The sequence below is a fragment of the Streptomyces sp. NPDC006326 genome, assembly GCF_040612915.1.
In the GTDB taxonomy this organism is placed as follows: Bacteria; Actinomycetota; Actinomycetes; order Streptomycetales; family Streptomycetaceae; genus Streptomyces.
This window is the reverse complement of record NZ_JBEXRC010000016.1, coordinates 1-15,955: the sequence shown is the minus strand read 5'-3', so window position 1 is coordinate 15,955 and position 15,955 is coordinate 1. Positions and strand designations below refer to the sequence as shown.

The window sequence follows — 15,955 nt, the reverse complement described above, 5'->3', positions numbered from 1 at the left end:
CGATCATCATTGACGATCACCCGAGGGCACGACAAACCGCCTGGATGTTACGGTGAAACGCGTTGCGGAACGCAGGGAAGAACCGAGTGGGGAAAGAGGTGGGTCGATGACCGTCGCAGTGGTCGCTGCCGAGCGCGGCGAACTCCGGTGCATCCCCGTATTCCCCCCTTTCCTCCGGGCGTCCGGCCAGGCCTGACCGCATCGCCGGTCCCTCCCAGCCTCCGCTGGGGTGTCCTCTGGCCGGCCGGAGCCCCCGTTCCCAAGGGTTCACGTTGACCGACGACGACTCCGACTACACCCGCGCCGAATTCCTCGACGCGTTCCTCACCCTCCACCGCGGCCTGCCCCGGCAGTCGCCCGGCTCCGACGCGACCACCCGGCACCTGCTGTCCCTGTGCGGACCGCTGCCCGGGCGGCCGCGCGCCCTCGACCTGGGCTGCGGTCCCGGCCGCAGCGCCCTGCTCCTCGCGCAGGAGGCGGGCGACTGCGGCGCCGAGGTGACCGCCGTCGACCTGTACGAGGGCTTCCTCGACGAGCTCCGCACGGCCGCCGCGGCCCGCGGGGTCGCCGACCGCGTCCACGCCGTCAAGGCGGACATGGGCGAGCTCGCCTTCGAGGACGGTTCCTTCGACCTCGTGTGGGCGGAGGGCTCCGCCTACTGCATCGGCTTCGACACCGCGCTCGCGGGGTGGAAGCGGCTGCTCGCCCCCGGCGGCACGCTCATGGTGACCGAGTGCGAGTGGACGGTCGAGGAACCGTCCGCCGGGGCCCGCGCCTTCTGGGACCCGCAGTACGCGTTGCGCTCCGGCCCGCGCAACCTCGCCGCCGCCCGGGCGGCCGGGTACCGGGTGCTGGGCGTCCACCGCCAGCCGGACTCCGACTGGGCCGAGTACTACGGCCCGCTGGGCGAGCGGGTGGCCGGGGCCGACCGTGCCTGCGGGCCCGCGGCCGCGGCGGCGCTGGCCTCCGTACGCGAGGAGCTCGACGTACGGGCGCGGCACGGGCACGAGTACGGCTACACCGGCTATGTCCTGCGGCCCGTGACGGCCGACGGCGCTCCGGGCGGCACCGGCCGCTGACGGCGCCGCAGGGGTTCCCGGCGGTATCCGTGCGCCGCCCGGCGTGTCCTGCCCCCCCGTCGCCTAGCACGCGGCGGGGGGCAGACATGCGCGGATCGCCGAAGTGGGGACAAGCCTCTTTTGTACGGCAGACTGAAGGCCGAAGTCCGAAGCGAAGGATGGGTATGCCGACCACACCAGCCACCGCCGCGAACACCGCGCCCCCCGGCACCGGCACTCAGGAACCGATCATGCTCGAACTGGTCGACGAGTCCGGCAACACCATCGGCACGGCGGAGAAACTCTCCGCCCATCAGGCGCCGGGGCAGCTGCACCGGGCGTTCTCCGTGTTCCTCTTCGACGAGCAGGGCCGCCTGCTGATCCAGCAGCGGGCCCTCGGGAAGTACCACTCCCCGGGCGTCTGGTCGAACACGTGTTGCGGTCACCCGTACCCCGGTGAGTCGCCCTTCGCGGCGGCGGCCCGGCGCACGCACGAGGAGCTGGGCCTGTCGCCCTCGCTGCTCGCCGAGGCGGGGACGGTGCGCTACAACCATCCCGACCCCGCGTCGGGGCTGGTGGAGCAGGAGTACAACCACCTGTTCGTGGGACTTGCGCAGGCTCAGCTGCGCCCGGATCCGCAGGAGATCGGCGACACGGCGTTCGTGACCGCCGAGGAGCTGGCCAAGCGGCACGCCGAGGCGCCGTTCTCGGCCTGGTTCATGACCGTGCTGGACGCGGCGCGGCCCGCGATCCGTGAGCTCACCGGGGCTGCGGCGGGCTGGTAGCCCGTACGAGGGGGCGGCGCTCAGGGCCGCCGGGGTGCGGTGAGCGGCAGGGCCGCCCAGATGACCTTGCCGCCCGTCGAGGTGTGCTCGACGTCGCAGACCCCGCCGGACTCCCGGGTGGTCTCCCGGACCAGGAGCAGGCCCCGGCCGCCGGTCTGTCCGAAGTCCGCCTCCAGCGCCTTCGGTCGGTACGGGTGGTTGTCCTCGACGGCCACCCGTACCCATTCCCGGCCGATGGCGACCTCGACCGCCACCTCCGGGGAGAGCAGGGCCGCGTGCCGCACCGAGTTCGTCACCAGCTCGGAGACGATGAGCAGCAGGGCGTACACGAGGTCGCGGTCGGCCGGGACGCCCTGGCGGCCGAGCAGGTCGCGGACCGCGCGGCGGGCCTGCGGAACGGATTCTTCAACAGCGGGCACGGTGAACCGCCACACGCCTTCGTACGCGAGGGGGCCGAGCGTGGGCTCCGGCTCGCCCAGCTCGGCTGGCGGGACACTCCCGCTGACGTCCATGTTCCGGCCCCCGTCTTCACGCTCGATCGTCTCCACGCGTCCAGAGTGGGGAACGGGGCGCTCCGGGCCGGACCGGTGACCAGAACTCGGCGTCATTCGGGCACATTCTGACCGCTGGCGTATGACAGCGTCAGTTGTGCGACTGTTCCTGATCTTCTTCGGGCCGCTTCCCGGCCACGGCGGGCCCCTCCTCCGCACCGGCCCGGCCGGCCGCCGCCTCGTCCTCCCTGACCAGGCCCAGGATCCGCCGGGCGCCCAGGCTCAGGGCCACCAGGCTCAGCCCGTCGAACAACAGGGCGACGGAGAAGAAGGTTCCGATCACGTAGAGACTGCTGCCGGGCCAGCTCGCCAGGATCATGAGCCCCAGCAGGATGCCGAAGGCGCAGGATCACGAAACCGGCGGCGATGTTGATCGCGGCGACGACCACGGCGAGCCGGAAGTGGTTGCTCCTGCGGGACTGGAACGCCTGGAGCAGACCCACCAGCCCGCCGGCCGGCAACAGCCAGCCGAAGAGGAACATCGAGGTCAGGGTGGCGACGTCGGCGTACACCAGCCCCACCAGGCCCGCACCCCCGCCGGGACTCCCTTGATCATGGCATCGGCGGGCCGGGATAGCATCCGGCGCATGGACGCAGCCCCGGAAGCAGCCCGCGACACGGGCCCCGAAGCAGCCCTGCGGCACACCGTTGCCGACGGGGTCGCCACCGTCGTCATCGCCCACCCCGCCAAGCGCAACGCCATGACGGCCGCGATGTGGCGGGCGCTCCCGGACCTGCTGGCGGGCCTGGCGGCCGACCCGGCGGTACGGGTGCTCGTGCTCACCGGTGCCGGGCCGACCTTCTGCGCGGGAGCCGACATCTCCTCCCTGAGGGGGGACGAGGATCCGCAGGCGCTGTCGGTGGCGGCGGAGGAGGCCCTCGCCGCCTTTCCGAAGCCCACGCTCGCGGCGATCCGCGGATTCTGCGTGGGCGGCGGCAGCCAGCTGGCCGCTGCCTGCGATCTGCGCTTCGCGGAGGAGGGGGCGTCGTTCGGGGTGACCCCGGCCAGGCTCGGCATCGTCTACCCGTCCTCGTCCACCCGGAGGCTGGTGGCGCTGGTCGGCCCGGCCACCGCCAAGTACCTGCTGTTCTCCGCCGAGCTGATCGACGCGGACCACGCGCTGCGGGCCGGCTTCCTGAACGAGCTGGTGCCGGCCGGGCAACTGGACAAGCGGGTGGCGGACTTCACCCGGGTCCTGGCGAGCCGGTCGCGGCTGACGCAGGCCGCGGCCAAGGAGTTCGCGGACGGCCGGACGGACCGCGACGGGTACTGGGCGCGGCAGGCGGCGGCAGGCGGCGACACCGCGGAGGGTGTCGCCGCCTTCCTGGAACGCCGCACGCCGTCGTTCAGCTGGAACTGGACGGGGACGTCAGGGGATTGACGGCGCGCAGGCGCGCGACGAGCTCGGCCGGAGCCTTGTCGGGCGAACCGGCGTCGTAGGGCGGCTGGGGGTCGTACTCGGTCATCAGCTGCACGGTCTGGGCGTACTCGTCCCCGGCGATCCGGCCGAGGAGGGTGAGCCCCATGTCGATGCCGGAGGACACCCCCGCCGCGGTGACGTACTTCCCGTCGAAGACGACCCGGTCACCGGTGGGTTCGGCGCCGAAGGCGGGCAGCCGGTCGAGGAAGAGCCAGTGCCCGGCCGCCCGCCGGCCCTTCAGCAGCCCCGCGGCGGCCAGCAGGAGCGAGCCGGAGCAGACGGAGGTGGTCCAGGTGCTGCCGGCATCGACGGCGCGCAGCCAGTCGAGGACGGCCGGGTTCTCCATCTCCGTCTCGGGGTGGGGGCCGCCCGGGACGAGGACGATGTCGGGGCGGGTCACCTCGTCGAGCGCCTTGTCGGCGACGAGGGCGAGCGAGCCCGCGTCGTTGCGCACGGGCCCGGGCCGCTCGGCCACGAACACGGTCTCGGCGCCGGGGAGGCGGCCGAGGGTGTCGTAGGGGCCGATGGCGTCGAGCGCGGTGAAGCCTTCGTAGAGCAGAAAGGCGATCTGCACGTCTCCTCCTGAGTGGGTGCTGTGCCGTATCGGGTGGTCGAGTGGGTGCCGTGCCGGGTCGGGGGTCGGGCGCCGGGCCGTGGTCCACCGCCCCGGCGGAGCGCACGTCCCGGGACGCCGGCCGGGGGGCGACGGCGGGTGGTCAGGGGCCGAAGCGGCGGCGGTACTCCGTCGGCGGTTGGCCCAGGGTCTTCAGGAAGGCCCGGCGCAGGGCCTCCGGGGTGCCGTAGCCACAGGCCCGGGCGATCCGGGCGACGCCGTCCTCCGTCTCCTCCAGCAGCCGCCGCGCGTGCTCCACCCGGACCCGCTCCACGTACCGCCCCGGCGTCACGCCCGTCTCCGCCTGGAAGGCGCGGGCGAAGTGCCGGGGCGAGAGCCGGGCCCGGGCCGCGAGGGCCTCCACGCTCAGGTCCTCGCCCGGATGCTCCGTGATCCAGTGCTGCACGTCCCGCAGCGGCTCCCGGCGGGCCGTCTGGGCCGCCAGCTGCGCGCTGAACTGCGCCTGGTTGCCCGGCCGCCGCAGGAACACCACCAGATGGCGGGCGATCGTCAGCGCGAGGTCCCTGCCGTGGTCCTCCTCCACCAGGGCGAGCGCCAGGTCGATCCCGGCCGTCACCCCGGCGGAGGTGGCGACGCAGCCGTCCCGGACGTAGATCGGGTCGGGCTCCACCGTCACCCCCGGGTAGTCCCGCGCCATCTGCTCGCAGGCGTTCCAGTGCGTGGTGGCCCGCCGCCCGTCCAGCAGTCCCGCCTCCGCGAGCAGCAGGCCGCCCGTGCACACCGACACCAGCCGCTCCGCGCCACCCCCGTGGGCGCGCAGCCAGTCGGTGAGCCGCGGCTCGAAGTCCCCCGTGTACTGGCCTCCCGGCACCAGCACCGTGGTCCCCGGCCCCGGCCGCTCGGCCTCCAGGGCCCCATCCGGCACAAGCGTCAGCCCGCTGCTCGTACGGACGGCCGCGCCGCCGGGGGAGACCGTGCGGATCGCGTAGCGCCGGGCGCCGGCGAACACCTCCACCGGCCCGGTCACGTCCAGGCTCTGCACTCCGTCGTAGAGGAGGACGAGCACGTTTCGCAACGACATGACCCCATGGTGTGATGCCCTCCCCCACGACCGCAATGACGGGCTTCCCACCTTTACGGCCATGGCCGCCGCCGCGGATAGGATCGGCGGACCATGACTGCAACCCTCGTCGCCAAGAACCTCACCGCCGCGCACGGTGAGCGCACCCTCTTCTCCGGCCTCGACCTCGTCGTCGCGCCCGGCGACGTCATCGGTCTCGTCGGCGTCAACGGCGCCGGGAAGTCCACCCTGCTCCGCCTGCTGGCCGGCCTGGACCGGCCCGAGAGCGGTGAGCTGCGGCTCTCCCCGCCGGCCGCGGCCGTCGGGCACCTGCCCCAGGAGCCTGAGCGGCGCCCCGCCGAGTCCGTACGGGAGTTCCTGGCCCGGCGGACGGGCGTGGCCGCCGCCCAGGCGGAGCTGGACGCGGCCACCCAGGGCCTGGTGGACGGCACGCCGGGCGCGGACGACGCGTACGCGGCGGCGCTGGACCGGTGGCTGGACCTGGGCGGCGCCGATCTCGACGAGCGGGCCGAGGAGGTCGCCGACGACCTCGGCCTGGCGGTGGGGCTCGACCTGCCCATGACCGCCCTGTCCGGCGGGCAGGCGGCCCGCGCCGGCCTGGCCTCGCTGCTGCTCTCCCGCTACGACGTCTTCCTGCTCGACGAGCCGACCAATGACCTGGACCTGGACGGTCTGGAGCGGCTGGAGCGGTTCGTGACGGGGCTGCGGGCGGGCACGGTCGTGATCAGCCACGACCGCGAGTTCCTGGCCCGGACCGTCACCAAGGTCCTCGAACTGGACCTGGCACAGCAGCAGATCAACCTCTACGGCGGCGGCTACGAGGCCTACCTGGAGGAACGCGAACGCGCGCGCACGCATGCGCGTGAGGAGTACGACGAGTACGCGGACAAGCGTGCGGCCCTCGAAAGCCGGGCGCAGATGCAGCGCGGCTGGATGGACAAGGGCGTCAAGAACGCCCGCCGCAAGGCCACCGACAACGACAAGATCGGCAAGAAGTTCCGCAGCGAGGCGAGCGAGAAGCAGGCCGCCAAGGCCCGCCAGACGCAGCGCGCCATCGAGCGGCTGGAGGTCGTCGACGAGCCCCGCAAGGAGTGGGAGCTGCGGATGGAGATCGCCGCGGCCCCCCGCTCGGGCTCGGTGGTCGCGACCCTGCGCGAGGCCGCCGTCCGGCGCGGGGACTTCGACTTCGGCCCGGTCAGCCTGCAGGTCGACTGGGCGGACCGGGTGGCGATCACCGGCGCCAACGGCGCGGGCAAGTCCACGCTCCTGGCGGTGCTGCTCGGCAGGCTGACCCCGGACTCCGGTGCCGCCGCGCTCGGTTCGGGAGTGCTGATCGGCGAGGTCGACCAGGCGCGCGGGCTGTTCCTCGGCGAGGAACCGCTGCTGGAGGCCTTCTGCGCCGCCGTTCCGGACACCGAGCCGGCCGAGGTGCGTACGCTGCTGGCCAAGTTCGGCCTGAAGGCGGCGCACGTGCTGCGTCCCGCGGCCACGCTCTCGCCGGGCGAGCGCACCCGTGCGGCGCTCGCGCTGCTCCAGGGCCGCGGGGTGAACCTGCTGGTCCTCGACGAGCCGACGAACCACCTGGACCTCCCGGCGATCGAGCAGCTGGAGTCGGCCCTGGAGGCGTACGAGGGCACGCTGCTGCTGGTCACGCACGACCGCCGGATGCTGGAGGCGGTGCAGGTGACCCGCCGCCTGGAGGTCGCGGACGGCAAGGTCGTCGAGCTGTAGCGCTCAAGGCACGTCAGCCGAAGGGAACGTTGACGCAGGCGAGCCGGATCCCGGCCACGCCGGCCGTGTCGTGCGCCGTCCCGGTGGCGTGCTCGTGGATCACCACGGAGCGGGCCTCACCGGAACGGAAACGCCAGGTCACGGTGGAGGCGGCGGCGCCGTCGCCCGCCCCGTCGGTCGTGAGGTCGAGCCACACCTCGTTACGCGGATTGGCGTACGCGGGGTCCTTTGAAGGCTGGGTGGGGTCCTTGGCGTCCTGGTAGTGCGGTCCTGAGTCGCCGGGCGCGCTGCCGCAGGGCTGCTGGTGCACGTGCGCACCGAACGTGCGGTTGGCTTCCACCCCGTGGATCCCCAGCTCGACACGGGTGCCGTCCTGCCCGGCGCGCTCGGTGACACGGACCGTGCCGCCGACGGGGATCGCCCGCGGATCGAACGTGACGGCCGGGTGGGCCGCCGGGCCGCCGACGGCCCGGAAGCGCTGGTCGACGGTCACGTCCTGGGCCGTGAACCCGGCGAAGGGCGGGGCCACGGCCATGGAGGCAGCGAGAACGGACGCGAGGAAGGACATCGTGGGCTCCTTGTGGCACGGACTCGGACGTCCCTTCCCTTCCGAGCTTCCCTCCAGGTTCGCCCGGGCCCGCGGTCAGCGCATCCCCGGCTGCTCCTGCGCGGGGGCCCGGCGGGTGCGGGGCATCCGGCGGGCCACGAAGCCGCGCGGCAGGTGCCGGGCGGCGAAGGCGTAGGCCCGGTACCGGCGGCCGGTGATGCTGAGCGGCCGCCGCAGGGCGAGGTCCCGCAGGGCCCGGGCCACGACGTCCTCCGGCTCCAGCCACACCGCCTCACGCAGGCTGCTGACGTCCATGCCGGCCCGGGCCTGGAATTCGGTGCGGGTGAACCCGGGCACCACGGCCAGCACCCGGACCCCGTACGGTGCCATGTCCACCCGCAGCGACTCGCTGAACGCGGTGATCCAGGCCTTGGCGGCCCCGTAGGTCCCGGTCGGCAGGAGTCCGGCGACCGAGGAGACGTTGAGCACGGCGCCCCGGCGGCGCTCGCGCAGCCCCGGCAGGATCGCGTGGGTGAGCCGGAGCGGTACCTTGACCAGCAGGTCGAGCATCCGCTCCTCGTCCTCGACCGGGCTGTACGGGAACGGCGCGGGCAGCCCGAAGCCCGCGTTGTTGACCAGGACGTCCACCGGCCGGGTCCGGTCGGCGAGCCGCTCGGCGACCGCCGCGCACTCCCCCGCTTCCAGCAGATCGGCGGGCAGCACCTCGCAGACCGCGCCGTGGGTGCGGCCCAGCTCCCGGGCGAGGGCTTCGAGGCGGTCCTTGTCACGGGCGACGAGGACGAGGTCGCAGCCCTTGGCCGCGAAGCCGCGGGCGAAGGCCGCGCCGAGTCCGGCACTGGCCCCGGTGATCAGAACGGTGGTCACGTGGAGGTCACTTCCTGCGGTTCGGGTGGTCCGGGAGCCGGCGGCTCAGGAGTTCAGGGGCTCCGGGGTGAAACCGGTGGCGGCCGGGGAGCCGTAGGCCTGGGCCACGTCCACCAGGAACCGGGCCTCGTCCTCCACGCCGCCGCCGTCGGCGGAGGTCTGCATCGCGGCGGGCAGCTCCCACTCGGCGGACCCTCCCGGCCGTCCGGGCAGCCCGGCGAGCTTCGCCTGCCGCGCCTCCTTCAGCACGCAGGCCAGCGCGGCCGCGGTGCGCCGCTGTTCGGGGATGCCGCTGACCGAGACGTGGCTGCGGGCGAGCTCGGGGACGCCCGGGGCGACGTACTCGCCGAGGATCAGGATGGCGTCACGGGTCTCGATGACCTTGCGGTACACGAGCAGGTTGCGCGGGACCGGCGGCCACAGCAGCTCCACGACGCGGCCCGCCCGCGGCTTGGTGAGGGCGACGTGCGGGACGGCCTGGACCAGGTCGTGCCACAGCGGCCACAGCCGCCAGGCGGTGGCGATGTCGGTGGTCGTACGGCGCAGGGTGAACAGGGTGGGGACGAGGATTGCGGCGGCGCGCAGCAGCCCGTGCAGGTTCATCAGCAGCGGCAGCGCCGGCATGGCCCAGGTGCTGCCGAACAGGGCCTTGAGCAGGTACACGAACCAGAACGCCCCGGCGAGGGCGGTCCCGAGGCCGAACAGCCGCAGCCCGGCCGCCAGGCCCCGGCTCCCGGTGCGCCGGCTGTAGCGGCCGCACAGGCTGACGCAGGTGACGTTGGCGAGGAGGTGCGCGGTGATGAGGAAGAGCCAGTACGCGAGGGAGGGCACCGGATCGCCGTGCGGCGGGATGGTGTGGGGGCCGTGCACGGGCACGGCCATGTCCAGGACGAGGAGGGTGGTCAGCCAGGCGACCGTGCCCATCCAGGCGGCGAGTTGGAGGGTGCGGCCCCGGGTGGCGGAGGCCACGAAGTAGAGCACGGCTCCCGCCGAGAACACGCCGATCAGGTTGCGGACGAGGCTGACGGCGTGCGCGTAGTCGGCGTCGCGCGTCGCGTAGGCGATCACGTCGGGGAGGTTCAGGGTCATCGCGGCGGCGGCGGTCGCGACCGCCAGCCACAGGCCGCGCTGCTGCGGCAGGCGCAGGGCGCCCGGGGCGCGCAGCAGGACCGCGATCCACAGGCACACCACGCTGGGCACGGCGAGCCAGTCGCCGAGGGCGGTGAGGTCACTGGCCATGGTGGCCCCGCTCGTGGCCGCGGGTGTGGCTGCGCTCGTAGCCCATGGCCGATTCCAGTCGGGCCAGGGTGCCCCTGATCTCGGCGCGCGAGGCCGGGAAGGGGCCCGTCGTACGGATGCGGATCATGCTGGCGAGCATCTCCGCCTCCTGCTCCTGCCGGGTGGTGTAGTTGGTGCGCCCGAGGATGACGGGGGCGCCCTCGGCGGGCTCCTCCCCTTCCAGGGAGTGGTGGCCGAACAGGATGTGCCCGAGCTCGTGGAGGACGATGTGCTCGCGGTGCAGCGGGGTGGTCTGGGCCTCGTAGAAGACGTAGTCGACCCGGTCGGTGCCCACCCACAGTCCGCACACGCCGGATTCCGCCGCCTCCTTGGGGAGCGGATGCAGCCGGATGGGCCGGCCGCGGCCCTCGGCTATCCGGTCGCACAGCGCGTCGAGCGAGAAGGGGTGGGGCATGTCCAGCCGGCCGAGAATCTTCTCGCACCGTTTGCGGAGGCCGTGTTGCGCGTGGGGCATGTGATCCCTCTTCGGACCCTTTCGCGGGCAGCGTCGATAGGCGTGCTGTGGCATGGGCATGACGTCCTGTGCCTTCAAGGCGGCCTCTGGGAGTGCGGGCTTTGAGGGGGAACGGAAGCCCGTCCGCCGTAGGGCGAACGGGCGTTCCACCATGCCTACAGATCTTGTACGGGAGTTGGCAAGGTACGTCTCCCGGAGGGGTGGCTATTCGGCCAACCCTGCCGGTGCACCGCCGCGGCGTGCGGGGCGCACGCCGCGGCCGCCGCATTACCGCTTGCGGCGCTCCTCGGGACCGGCGAGGCCGGCCCGGCGCAGGGCGTCGGCCATCGCGCTGTTGGCGGGTGCGGGGGCGCCGGCCCGCTGGCCCTGGCCGCCCTGGCCGCCGCCTGCCTGCCGGCGTGCACCGCCTTGGCCCTGGCCGCCCTGGCCGCCGCCGCGCTGCTGCGGGGGACGGCCGCCGCCGCGCCGCTCCTGGCGGTCCTCGCGCTGCCTGGGCGCGCCCGCCGTACGCTCGGCCTCGTCCTCCAGCCGCAGGGTGAGCGAGATCCGCTTGCGCGCGATGTCCACGTCCACGACCTTGACCCGGACGATGTCGCCCGGCTTGACCACGTCGCGCGGGTCCTTGACGAAGTTCTTCGACAGGGCCGAGACGTGCGCCAGCCCGTCCTGGTGGACGCCGATGTCGATGAAGGCGCCGAAGGCGGCCACGTTGGTGACGACCCCCTCCAGGATCATCCCGGGCACCAGGTCGCCGATCTTCTCCACGCCCTCCTTGAAGGTGGCCGTCTTGAAGGCGGGGCGCGGGTCCCGTCCGGGCTTCTCCAGCTCGCGCAGGATGTCGGTGACCGTCGGCAGGCCGAAGGCCTCCGTGACGAACTGCTCCGGGCGCAGCGAGCGCAGCACCGCGGTGTTGCCGATCAGGGCGGCCACCTCACTGCCCGCCGTCTTGGCCATGCCCCGCACCACCGGGTAGGCCTCGGGGTGCACGCTGGAGAAGTCCAGCGGGTCGTCCCCGCCGCGGATCCGCAGGAAGCCCGCGCACTGCTCGTACGCCTTCGGGCCGAGCCGGGCCACGTCCTTGAGCGCCTTGCGGCTGCGGAAGGGGCCGTTGGCGTCGCGGTGGGCCACGATGTTCTCGGCGAGCCCGCCGCTGATGCCCGACACCCGCGAGAGCAGCGGGGCGGAGGCGGTGTTGACGTCCACGCCCACGCCGTTCACGCAGTCCTCGACGACGGCGTCGAGCGAGCGCGAGAGCTTCACCTCGGACAGGTCGTGCTGGTACTGGCCGACACCGATCGACTTGGGGTCGATCTTGACGAGCTCGGCGAGCGGGTCCTGCAGGCGGCGGGCGATGGAGACCGCGCCGCGCAAGGACACGTCCATGTCCGGGAGTTCCTGCGAGGCGAAGGCGGAGGCCGAGTACACGGAGGCGCCGGCCTCGGAGACCATCACCTTGGTGAGCTTCAGCTCGGGGTGGCGGGCGATCAGGTCACCGGCCAGCTTGTCGGTCTCGCGGGAGGCCGTGCCGTTGCCGATGGCGATCAGCTCGACCCCGTGCTCCTTGGCGAGGCGGGCCAGCTTGGCGAGCGACTCGTCCCACTTGTTGGCCGGGACGTGCGGGTAGACCACGTCCGTGGCCACGACCTTTCCGGTGGCGTCCACGACGGCGACCTTCACGCCGGTGCGGAAGCCCGGGTCGAGGCCCAGCGTGGCGCGGGTGCCCGCGGGGGCGGCGAGCAGCAGGTCGCGCAGGTTGGCGGCGAAGACCCGGACGGCCTCGTCCTCGGCGGCGGCGCGCAGCCGCATGCGCAGGTCGATGCCCAGGTGCACCTGGATCTTCGTGCGCCAGGACCAGCGGACGGTGTCGGCGAGCCACTTGTCGCCGGGGCGGCCGCGATCGGCCACGCCGAAGCGGCGGGCGATCATGCCCTCGTACGTGGAGGGGCCGGGGGTCTCGCTCGGCGGCTCGGGCTCCAGGGTGAGGTCGAGGACCTCCTCCTTCTCCCCGCGCAGCATGGCCAGGACCCGGTGGGAGGGCAGCGCCGTGAACGGCTCGGCGAAGTCGAAGTAGTCGGCGAACTTGGCGCCCGCCTCCTCCTTGCCCTCCCGGACCTTCGCGGCGAGCCGTCCGCGGCCCCACATGCGCTCGCGCAGCTCGCCGATCAGGTCGGCGTCCTCGGCGAACCGCTCGGTGAGGATGGCGCGGGCGCCCTCCAGGGCGGCTGCCGGATCGGCTACGCCCTTGTCGGGGTCCACGAACGCCGCCGCGGCGGTCGCCGGGTCCACCGACGGGTCGGCCAGCAGGCCTTCGGCGAGCGGCTCCAGACCCGCCTCGCGGGCGATCTGCGCCTTGGTGCGCCGCTTGGGCTTGAACGGGAGGTAGATGTCCTCCAGTCGAGCCTTGGTGTCGGCCGCGTTGATCCGCGCCTCCAGCTCGGCGTCGAGCTTGCCCTGCTCCCGGACGGAGTCGAGGACGGCCGCGCGCCGGTCCTCCAGCTCGCGCAGGTACCGCAGCCGCTCCTCCAGGGTGCGCAGCTGGGCGTCGTCGAGCATCTCGGTCGCTTCCTTGCGGTAGCGCGCGATGAACGGCACGGTGGAGCCGCCGTCGAGCAGCTCGACGGCGGCCTTGACCTGCCGCTCCCGTACGCCGAGCTCCTCGGCGATCCTGCCTTCGATGGACGTCGTCACGATCGGTCCCGCCTGCCTTCGTTTGCACTGGACGGCTGCCAATTGTGGCAGGTGACACCGGCGCGGGCGCGGACCGCCGCCCCGCCGGGCCCGGGGGCGGCGGAGCGGCGGGCTACGCCTTGCCGAAGAGGTCGGCGGGGAAGGCGCCCGCGGTGACGGCCCGGTGGACGAAACCGCCGCCCAGCTGCGCGAGCCGGGCCAGGCCGTCCGCGCCCAGGTGTTCGTAGGGGGCTGCGTCCAGGCGGTCGGTGTCGGCCTCCAGGCGTTCGCGTACGGCCCGGCCCTCCTCGGTGAGCTCGCCGTCGGCGTCGAGGATCCCGCGCTCGCGCAGGCGGTCGGCGGCGGCGGTCAGGTCGGACTGCTCCCAGCCGCGGACGGCCCTGTTCCACTTCGGGGTCATGCCGCGGCCGGTGGCGGTGTGGCTGACCAGTGCCTCCAGCGGGTCCAGCCCGGCGATGAGCAGGGCGGCGAGGTGGCCGTCGCCGCGGTGCTCGCGCAGCAGGGTGGCGGCGTGCCACAGGCGCAGGTGCGGCTCCTCCGGTACGGGGAGGTCGGCGTGGGCCGCGTAGAGGGGGCGGGCGTGCCGGGTACAGGCCTCGGTGGCGCGCATGGCCAGGTCGGCGGCCTCGGCGATCTCCGGGGAGGCGACGGTCTCCTCGCCGAGCAGCCGGCGCAGGGTGCGGTCGGCGGCGCGCAGGCGGGCGGCGAGGGCCTGCTCGGGGGTGATCGTCTCCCAGACGGCGGGCAGATGCCGGGCGACGGAGTCGTGGCGGTAGTTGTAGAAGGCCGCGGTCACGGCGCCGGCGCCGACGGCACCCATGGCGGCGGACCGGGAGGCGAGGTTGACGGCCAGCCGCTCGGTGACGCCGAGGGCGGCGTACTCCTTGGCGAGGTCCGGCGAGAAGTAGATCGTGGCGTGCAGCGGGTTGATCGCGGCGTGCCAGCAGCGACGGGCGGCGAACTCGGGAATCGACATGCCCGCCAGGTTACCGACTGCTCAGTATGTTCAACAGGCCGGGCTCCGCCACACCGGTTCCCGCCCGGCGCGGGTGCCGCTTTCCGGCCTTTCTCGCGGGGGGCCCGCGCCGTACGGTCCGGCGCGCCCACGGGCTCGTCCGCGTCCGCACGGCGCCGGTGGGCGCGGCTGTGACGGCCGAATGGCGATCGTGTGACACCAGGGGCCATGGACATGACGGGAGGGCGCGGGCGTGAATACGGTCGAGCCACCAGACCGAGAACATGACCGTCTCCCCTACCACTTGGAGCCCTTCGTGCACCGCAAAGTCATCGCCCCGAGCGTGCTCGCCGCTTCCCTGCTGCTGGTGATCCCGGCGTCGGCGGCGAGTTCGGTACCGGGCGCCCCGGGTATCGGCGACCCCTACTACCCGGCCAGCGGCAACGGCGGATACGACGTGTCCCACTACGACCTGCGGCTGCAGTACCAGCCGAAGACGGACCTGCTGGAGGGCACGGCCACCCTCCTGACCACCGCCAGGCAGGACCTCTCCCGCTTCAACCTGGACTTCGGCCTCAAGGTCAGCGAGATCCGGGTCAACGGCGCCAAGGCCGCGTTCGCCACGTCCGGGGACCACGAGCTGGAGGTGACCCCCGCCCAGCCGCTGCAGAAGGACCGGCAGGCGACCGTCGTCGTCAAGTACGCCGGCAAGCCGTCGGAGTTCAAGGTCGACGGCTGGTCGGCCTGGCAGCGCACCCCGGACGGCGGCATCGCGGCCCAGGAGCCCGACTCGGCGGTCTGGTGGTTCCCGAGCAACGACCACCCGCTCGACAAGGCCACCTTCGACATCTCGGTCAACGTCCCGGACGGCACGCAGGCCATCAGCAACGGCGTGCTCCAGTCGCAGACTTCCCGGCTGGGCTGGACCCGGTACAACTGGCGCTCCAACAAGCCGCAGGCCACGTACCTGGCCACCCTCGCCATCGGCAAGTTCGACGTCACCACCGGCAAGACGGCCGGCGGGCTGCCCATCCTCAACGCGTACAGCAAGGACCTCGGCGACAACGCGGGCGCGGCGCGCGCGAGCGTCGAGCGGACCGGCGAGGTCGCGGAGTGGCTGGAAGGGGTCTTCGGCCCGTACCCGTTCAACGCGCTGGGCGGCTACGTGCCGAACGTGCCGTCCGGCTTCGCGCTGGAGACGCAGACCCGGCCGTTCTACAGCCCGCGGCAGTTCTCGAACGGCGCGAACGTCTCGGTCGTCGTCCACGAGCTGGCCCACCAGTGGTACGGCGACAGCGTGTCCGTGGACGGCTGGAAGGACATCTGGGTCAACGAGGGCTTCGCCCGCTACAGCCAGTGGCTGTGGTCGGAGAAGGAGGGCGAGGGCACGGCGCAGGAGCTGGCCGACTGGGCGTACGCGCAGCACCCGGCCGAGGACCCGTTCTGGCAGGTCAAGCCGGGGGACCCGGGCCCGGACAACCAGTTCCACGGGGCGGTCTACGACCGCGGGGCGATCGCCCTCCAGGCACTGCGCAACGAGATCGGGGACGAGAAGTTCTTTTCGATCCTCAAGGGCTGGCCGACGGAGCGGGCGTACGGCAACGCCAAGGTCGGCGACTTCGTCCGCTACGCGGAGAAGGTGTCGGGCAAGCCGCTGGCCCAGCTCTTCGAGACCTGGCTCTACACGCCGGGCAAGCCCGCGTTCGCCCCGCCGGCCGGGGCGGCGCCGACCGCCCGGTCCCCCAAGGCGCCCGCCGCCAAGCCGGCGGAGCCCAAGTCCTGGAAGAAGATCGCCGAGACGAACACCGTCCACGAGACCGGGCGCGGGCACGGCCACTGACCGGCCGGTGGCCGGTCGCGCGCCGGGGACCCGGCTGCGTCTCTTCGCCACGGCCGCGGCGGCGGACTACCTCGCGGACTGCCGCT

General features: G+C 73.3%; 13 protein-coding genes and 2 pseudogenes. 5 read left to right on the top strand and 10 right to left on the bottom strand.

Going from position 1 to position 15,955, the window contains the following annotated elements:
• Nucleotides 1-272: 272 nt before the first annotated feature.
• Both ABZ128_RS14995 and idi read left to right on the top strand, forming a co-directional pair.
• Nucleotides 273-1,040: pseudogene (locus tag ABZ128_RS14995) on the top strand (class I SAM-dependent methyltransferase); the annotation flags it as partial.
• A 203-nt stretch (nt 1,041-1,243) separates the two neighbouring features.
• Nucleotides 1,244-1,843: an isopentenyl-diphosphate Delta-isomerase gene (idi, locus tag ABZ128_RS14990; RefSeq protein ID WP_356848595.1), complete on the top strand. Its 600-nt coding sequence runs from the start codon at nt 1,244-1,246 to the stop codon at nt 1,841-1,843.
• Nucleotides 1,844-1,863: 20 nt separating this feature from the next.
• Here the strand turns inward: idi and ABZ128_RS14985 are convergent, their stop codons facing one another.
• Complete coding sequence (locus ABZ128_RS14985; RefSeq protein WP_356848594.1) at nt 1,864-2,391, bottom strand: ATP-binding protein; 528 nt, start codon at nt 2,389-2,391, stop codon at nt 1,864-1,866.
• Nucleotides 2,392-2,485: 94 nt separating this feature from the next.
• Nucleotides 2,486-2,969, bottom strand: a pseudogene (locus ABZ128_RS14980) (DUF308 domain-containing protein).
• A gap of 12 nt (nt 2,970-2,981) precedes the next feature.
• On the opposite strand from ABZ128_RS14980, the gene ABZ128_RS14975 reads away from it, so the two are divergent.
• Nucleotides 2,982-3,776: an enoyl-CoA hydratase/isomerase family protein gene (locus ABZ128_RS14975; protein WP_356848592.1), complete on the top strand. Its 795-nt coding sequence runs from the start codon at nt 2,982-2,984 to the stop codon at nt 3,774-3,776.
• Here the strand turns inward: ABZ128_RS14975 and ABZ128_RS14970 are convergent.
• Together ABZ128_RS14970 and ABZ128_RS14965 are read right to left on the bottom strand one after the other, a co-directional pair.
• Nucleotides 3,742-4,389, bottom strand: a complete 648-nt coding sequence (locus ABZ128_RS14970; protein WP_356848590.1) for a DJ-1/PfpI family protein — start codon at nt 4,387-4,389, stop codon at nt 3,742-3,744. The two genes, ABZ128_RS14975 and ABZ128_RS14970, sit on opposite strands and share 35 nt — an antisense overlap.
• Before the next feature lie 142 nt (nt 4,390-4,531).
• Complete coding sequence (locus ABZ128_RS14965; RefSeq protein ID WP_356848589.1) at nt 4,532-5,470, bottom strand: GlxA family transcriptional regulator; 939 nt, start codon at nt 5,468-5,470, stop codon at nt 4,532-4,534.
• A gap of 93 nt (nt 5,471-5,563) precedes the next feature.
• Here ABZ128_RS14965 and ABZ128_RS14960 point away from each other — a divergent pair, with 93 nt between their 5' ends.
• Nucleotides 5,564-7,201, top strand: coding sequence for an ABC-F family ATP-binding cassette domain-containing protein (locus ABZ128_RS14960; RefSeq protein ID WP_356848587.1), 1,638 nt, complete (start codon nt 5,564-5,566; stop codon nt 7,199-7,201).
• Nucleotides 7,202-7,214: 13 nt separating this feature from the next.
• Here ABZ128_RS14960 and ABZ128_RS14955 read toward each other — a convergent pair whose 3' ends face one another.
• The 6 genes from ABZ128_RS14955 to ABZ128_RS14930 all read right to left on the bottom strand — a co-directional run bounded on the left by ABZ128_RS14955 (nt 7,215) and on the right by ABZ128_RS14930 (nt 14,050).
• Nucleotides 7,215-7,769 carry a superoxide dismutase family protein gene (locus ABZ128_RS14955; protein ID WP_356848586.1) on the bottom strand — a complete coding sequence of 185 codons (555 nt, stop codon included), beginning with the start codon at nt 7,767-7,769 and terminating at the stop codon, nt 7,215-7,217.
• Nucleotides 7,770-7,844: 75 nt separating this feature from the next.
• The gene (locus ABZ128_RS14950) at nt 7,845-8,633 is read right to left on the bottom strand and encodes an SDR family oxidoreductase (RefSeq protein ID WP_356848585.1); all 789 of its coding nucleotides are present in this window, start codon (nt 8,631-8,633) and stop codon (nt 7,845-7,847) included.
• Between the two features lie 45 nt (nt 8,634-8,678).
• Complete coding sequence (locus ABZ128_RS14945) at nt 8,679-9,872, bottom strand: MAB_1171c family putative transporter (RefSeq protein WP_356848584.1); 1,194 nt, start codon at nt 9,870-9,872, stop codon at nt 8,679-8,681.
• A complete protein-coding gene (locus ABZ128_RS14940) occupies nt 9,862-10,386 on the bottom strand; it encodes a hypothetical protein (RefSeq protein ID WP_356848582.1) in 525 nt (174 codons plus the stop codon). Before ABZ128_RS14940 ends, ABZ128_RS14945 begins: the two co-directional genes overlap by 11 nt.
• Before the next feature lie 267 nt (nt 10,387-10,653).
• Complete coding sequence (locus tag ABZ128_RS14935) at nt 10,654-13,074, bottom strand: Tex family protein (protein WP_356848581.1); 2,421 nt, start codon at nt 13,072-13,074, stop codon at nt 10,654-10,656.
• A 112-nt stretch (nt 13,075-13,186) separates the two neighbouring features.
• Nucleotides 13,187-14,050, bottom strand: a complete 864-nt coding sequence (locus ABZ128_RS14930) for a hypothetical protein (protein ID WP_356848579.1) — start codon at nt 14,048-14,050, stop codon at nt 13,187-13,189.
• A gap of 295 nt (nt 14,051-14,345) precedes the next feature.
• On the opposite strand from ABZ128_RS14930, the gene ABZ128_RS14925 reads away from it, so the two are divergent.
• Entirely contained in the window at nt 14,346-15,869 is a 1,524-nt protein-coding gene (locus ABZ128_RS14925; protein WP_356848578.1) for a M1 family metallopeptidase, read from the top strand.
• Nucleotides 15,870-15,955 lie beyond the last annotated feature (86 nt).

What these genes read in the sequence shown, in the direction of transcription:
- idi (WP_356848595.1), top strand. Translation starts at nt 1,244, where the DNA reads ATGCCGACCACACCAGCCACCGCCGCGAACACCGCGCCCCCCGGCACC.
- ABZ128_RS14975 (WP_356848592.1), top strand. Translation starts at nt 2,982, where the DNA reads ATGGACGCAGCCCCGGAAGCAGCCCGCGACACGGGCCCCGAAGCAGCC.
- ABZ128_RS14965 (WP_356848589.1), bottom strand. Translation starts at nt 5,470, where the DNA reads ATGTCGTTGCGAAACGTGCTCGTCCTCCTCTACGACGGAGTGCAGAGC.
- ABZ128_RS14960 (WP_356848587.1), top strand. Translation starts at nt 5,564, where the DNA reads ATGACTGCAACCCTCGTCGCCAAGAACCTCACCGCCGCGCACGGTGAG.
- ABZ128_RS14955 (WP_356848586.1), bottom strand. Translation starts at nt 7,769, where the DNA reads ATGTCCTTCCTCGCGTCCGTTCTCGCTGCCTCCATGGCCGTGGCCCCG.
- ABZ128_RS14945 (WP_356848584.1), bottom strand. Translation starts at nt 9,872, where the DNA reads ATGGCCAGTGACCTCACCGCCCTCGGCGACTGGCTCGCCGTGCCCAGC.
- ABZ128_RS14940 (WP_356848582.1), bottom strand. Translation starts at nt 10,386, where the DNA reads ATGCCCCACGCGCAACACGGCCTCCGCAAACGGTGCGAGAAGATTCTC.
- ABZ128_RS14930 (WP_356848579.1), bottom strand. Translation starts at nt 14,050, where the DNA reads ATGTCGATTCCCGAGTTCGCCGCCCGTCGCTGCTGGCACGCCGCGATC.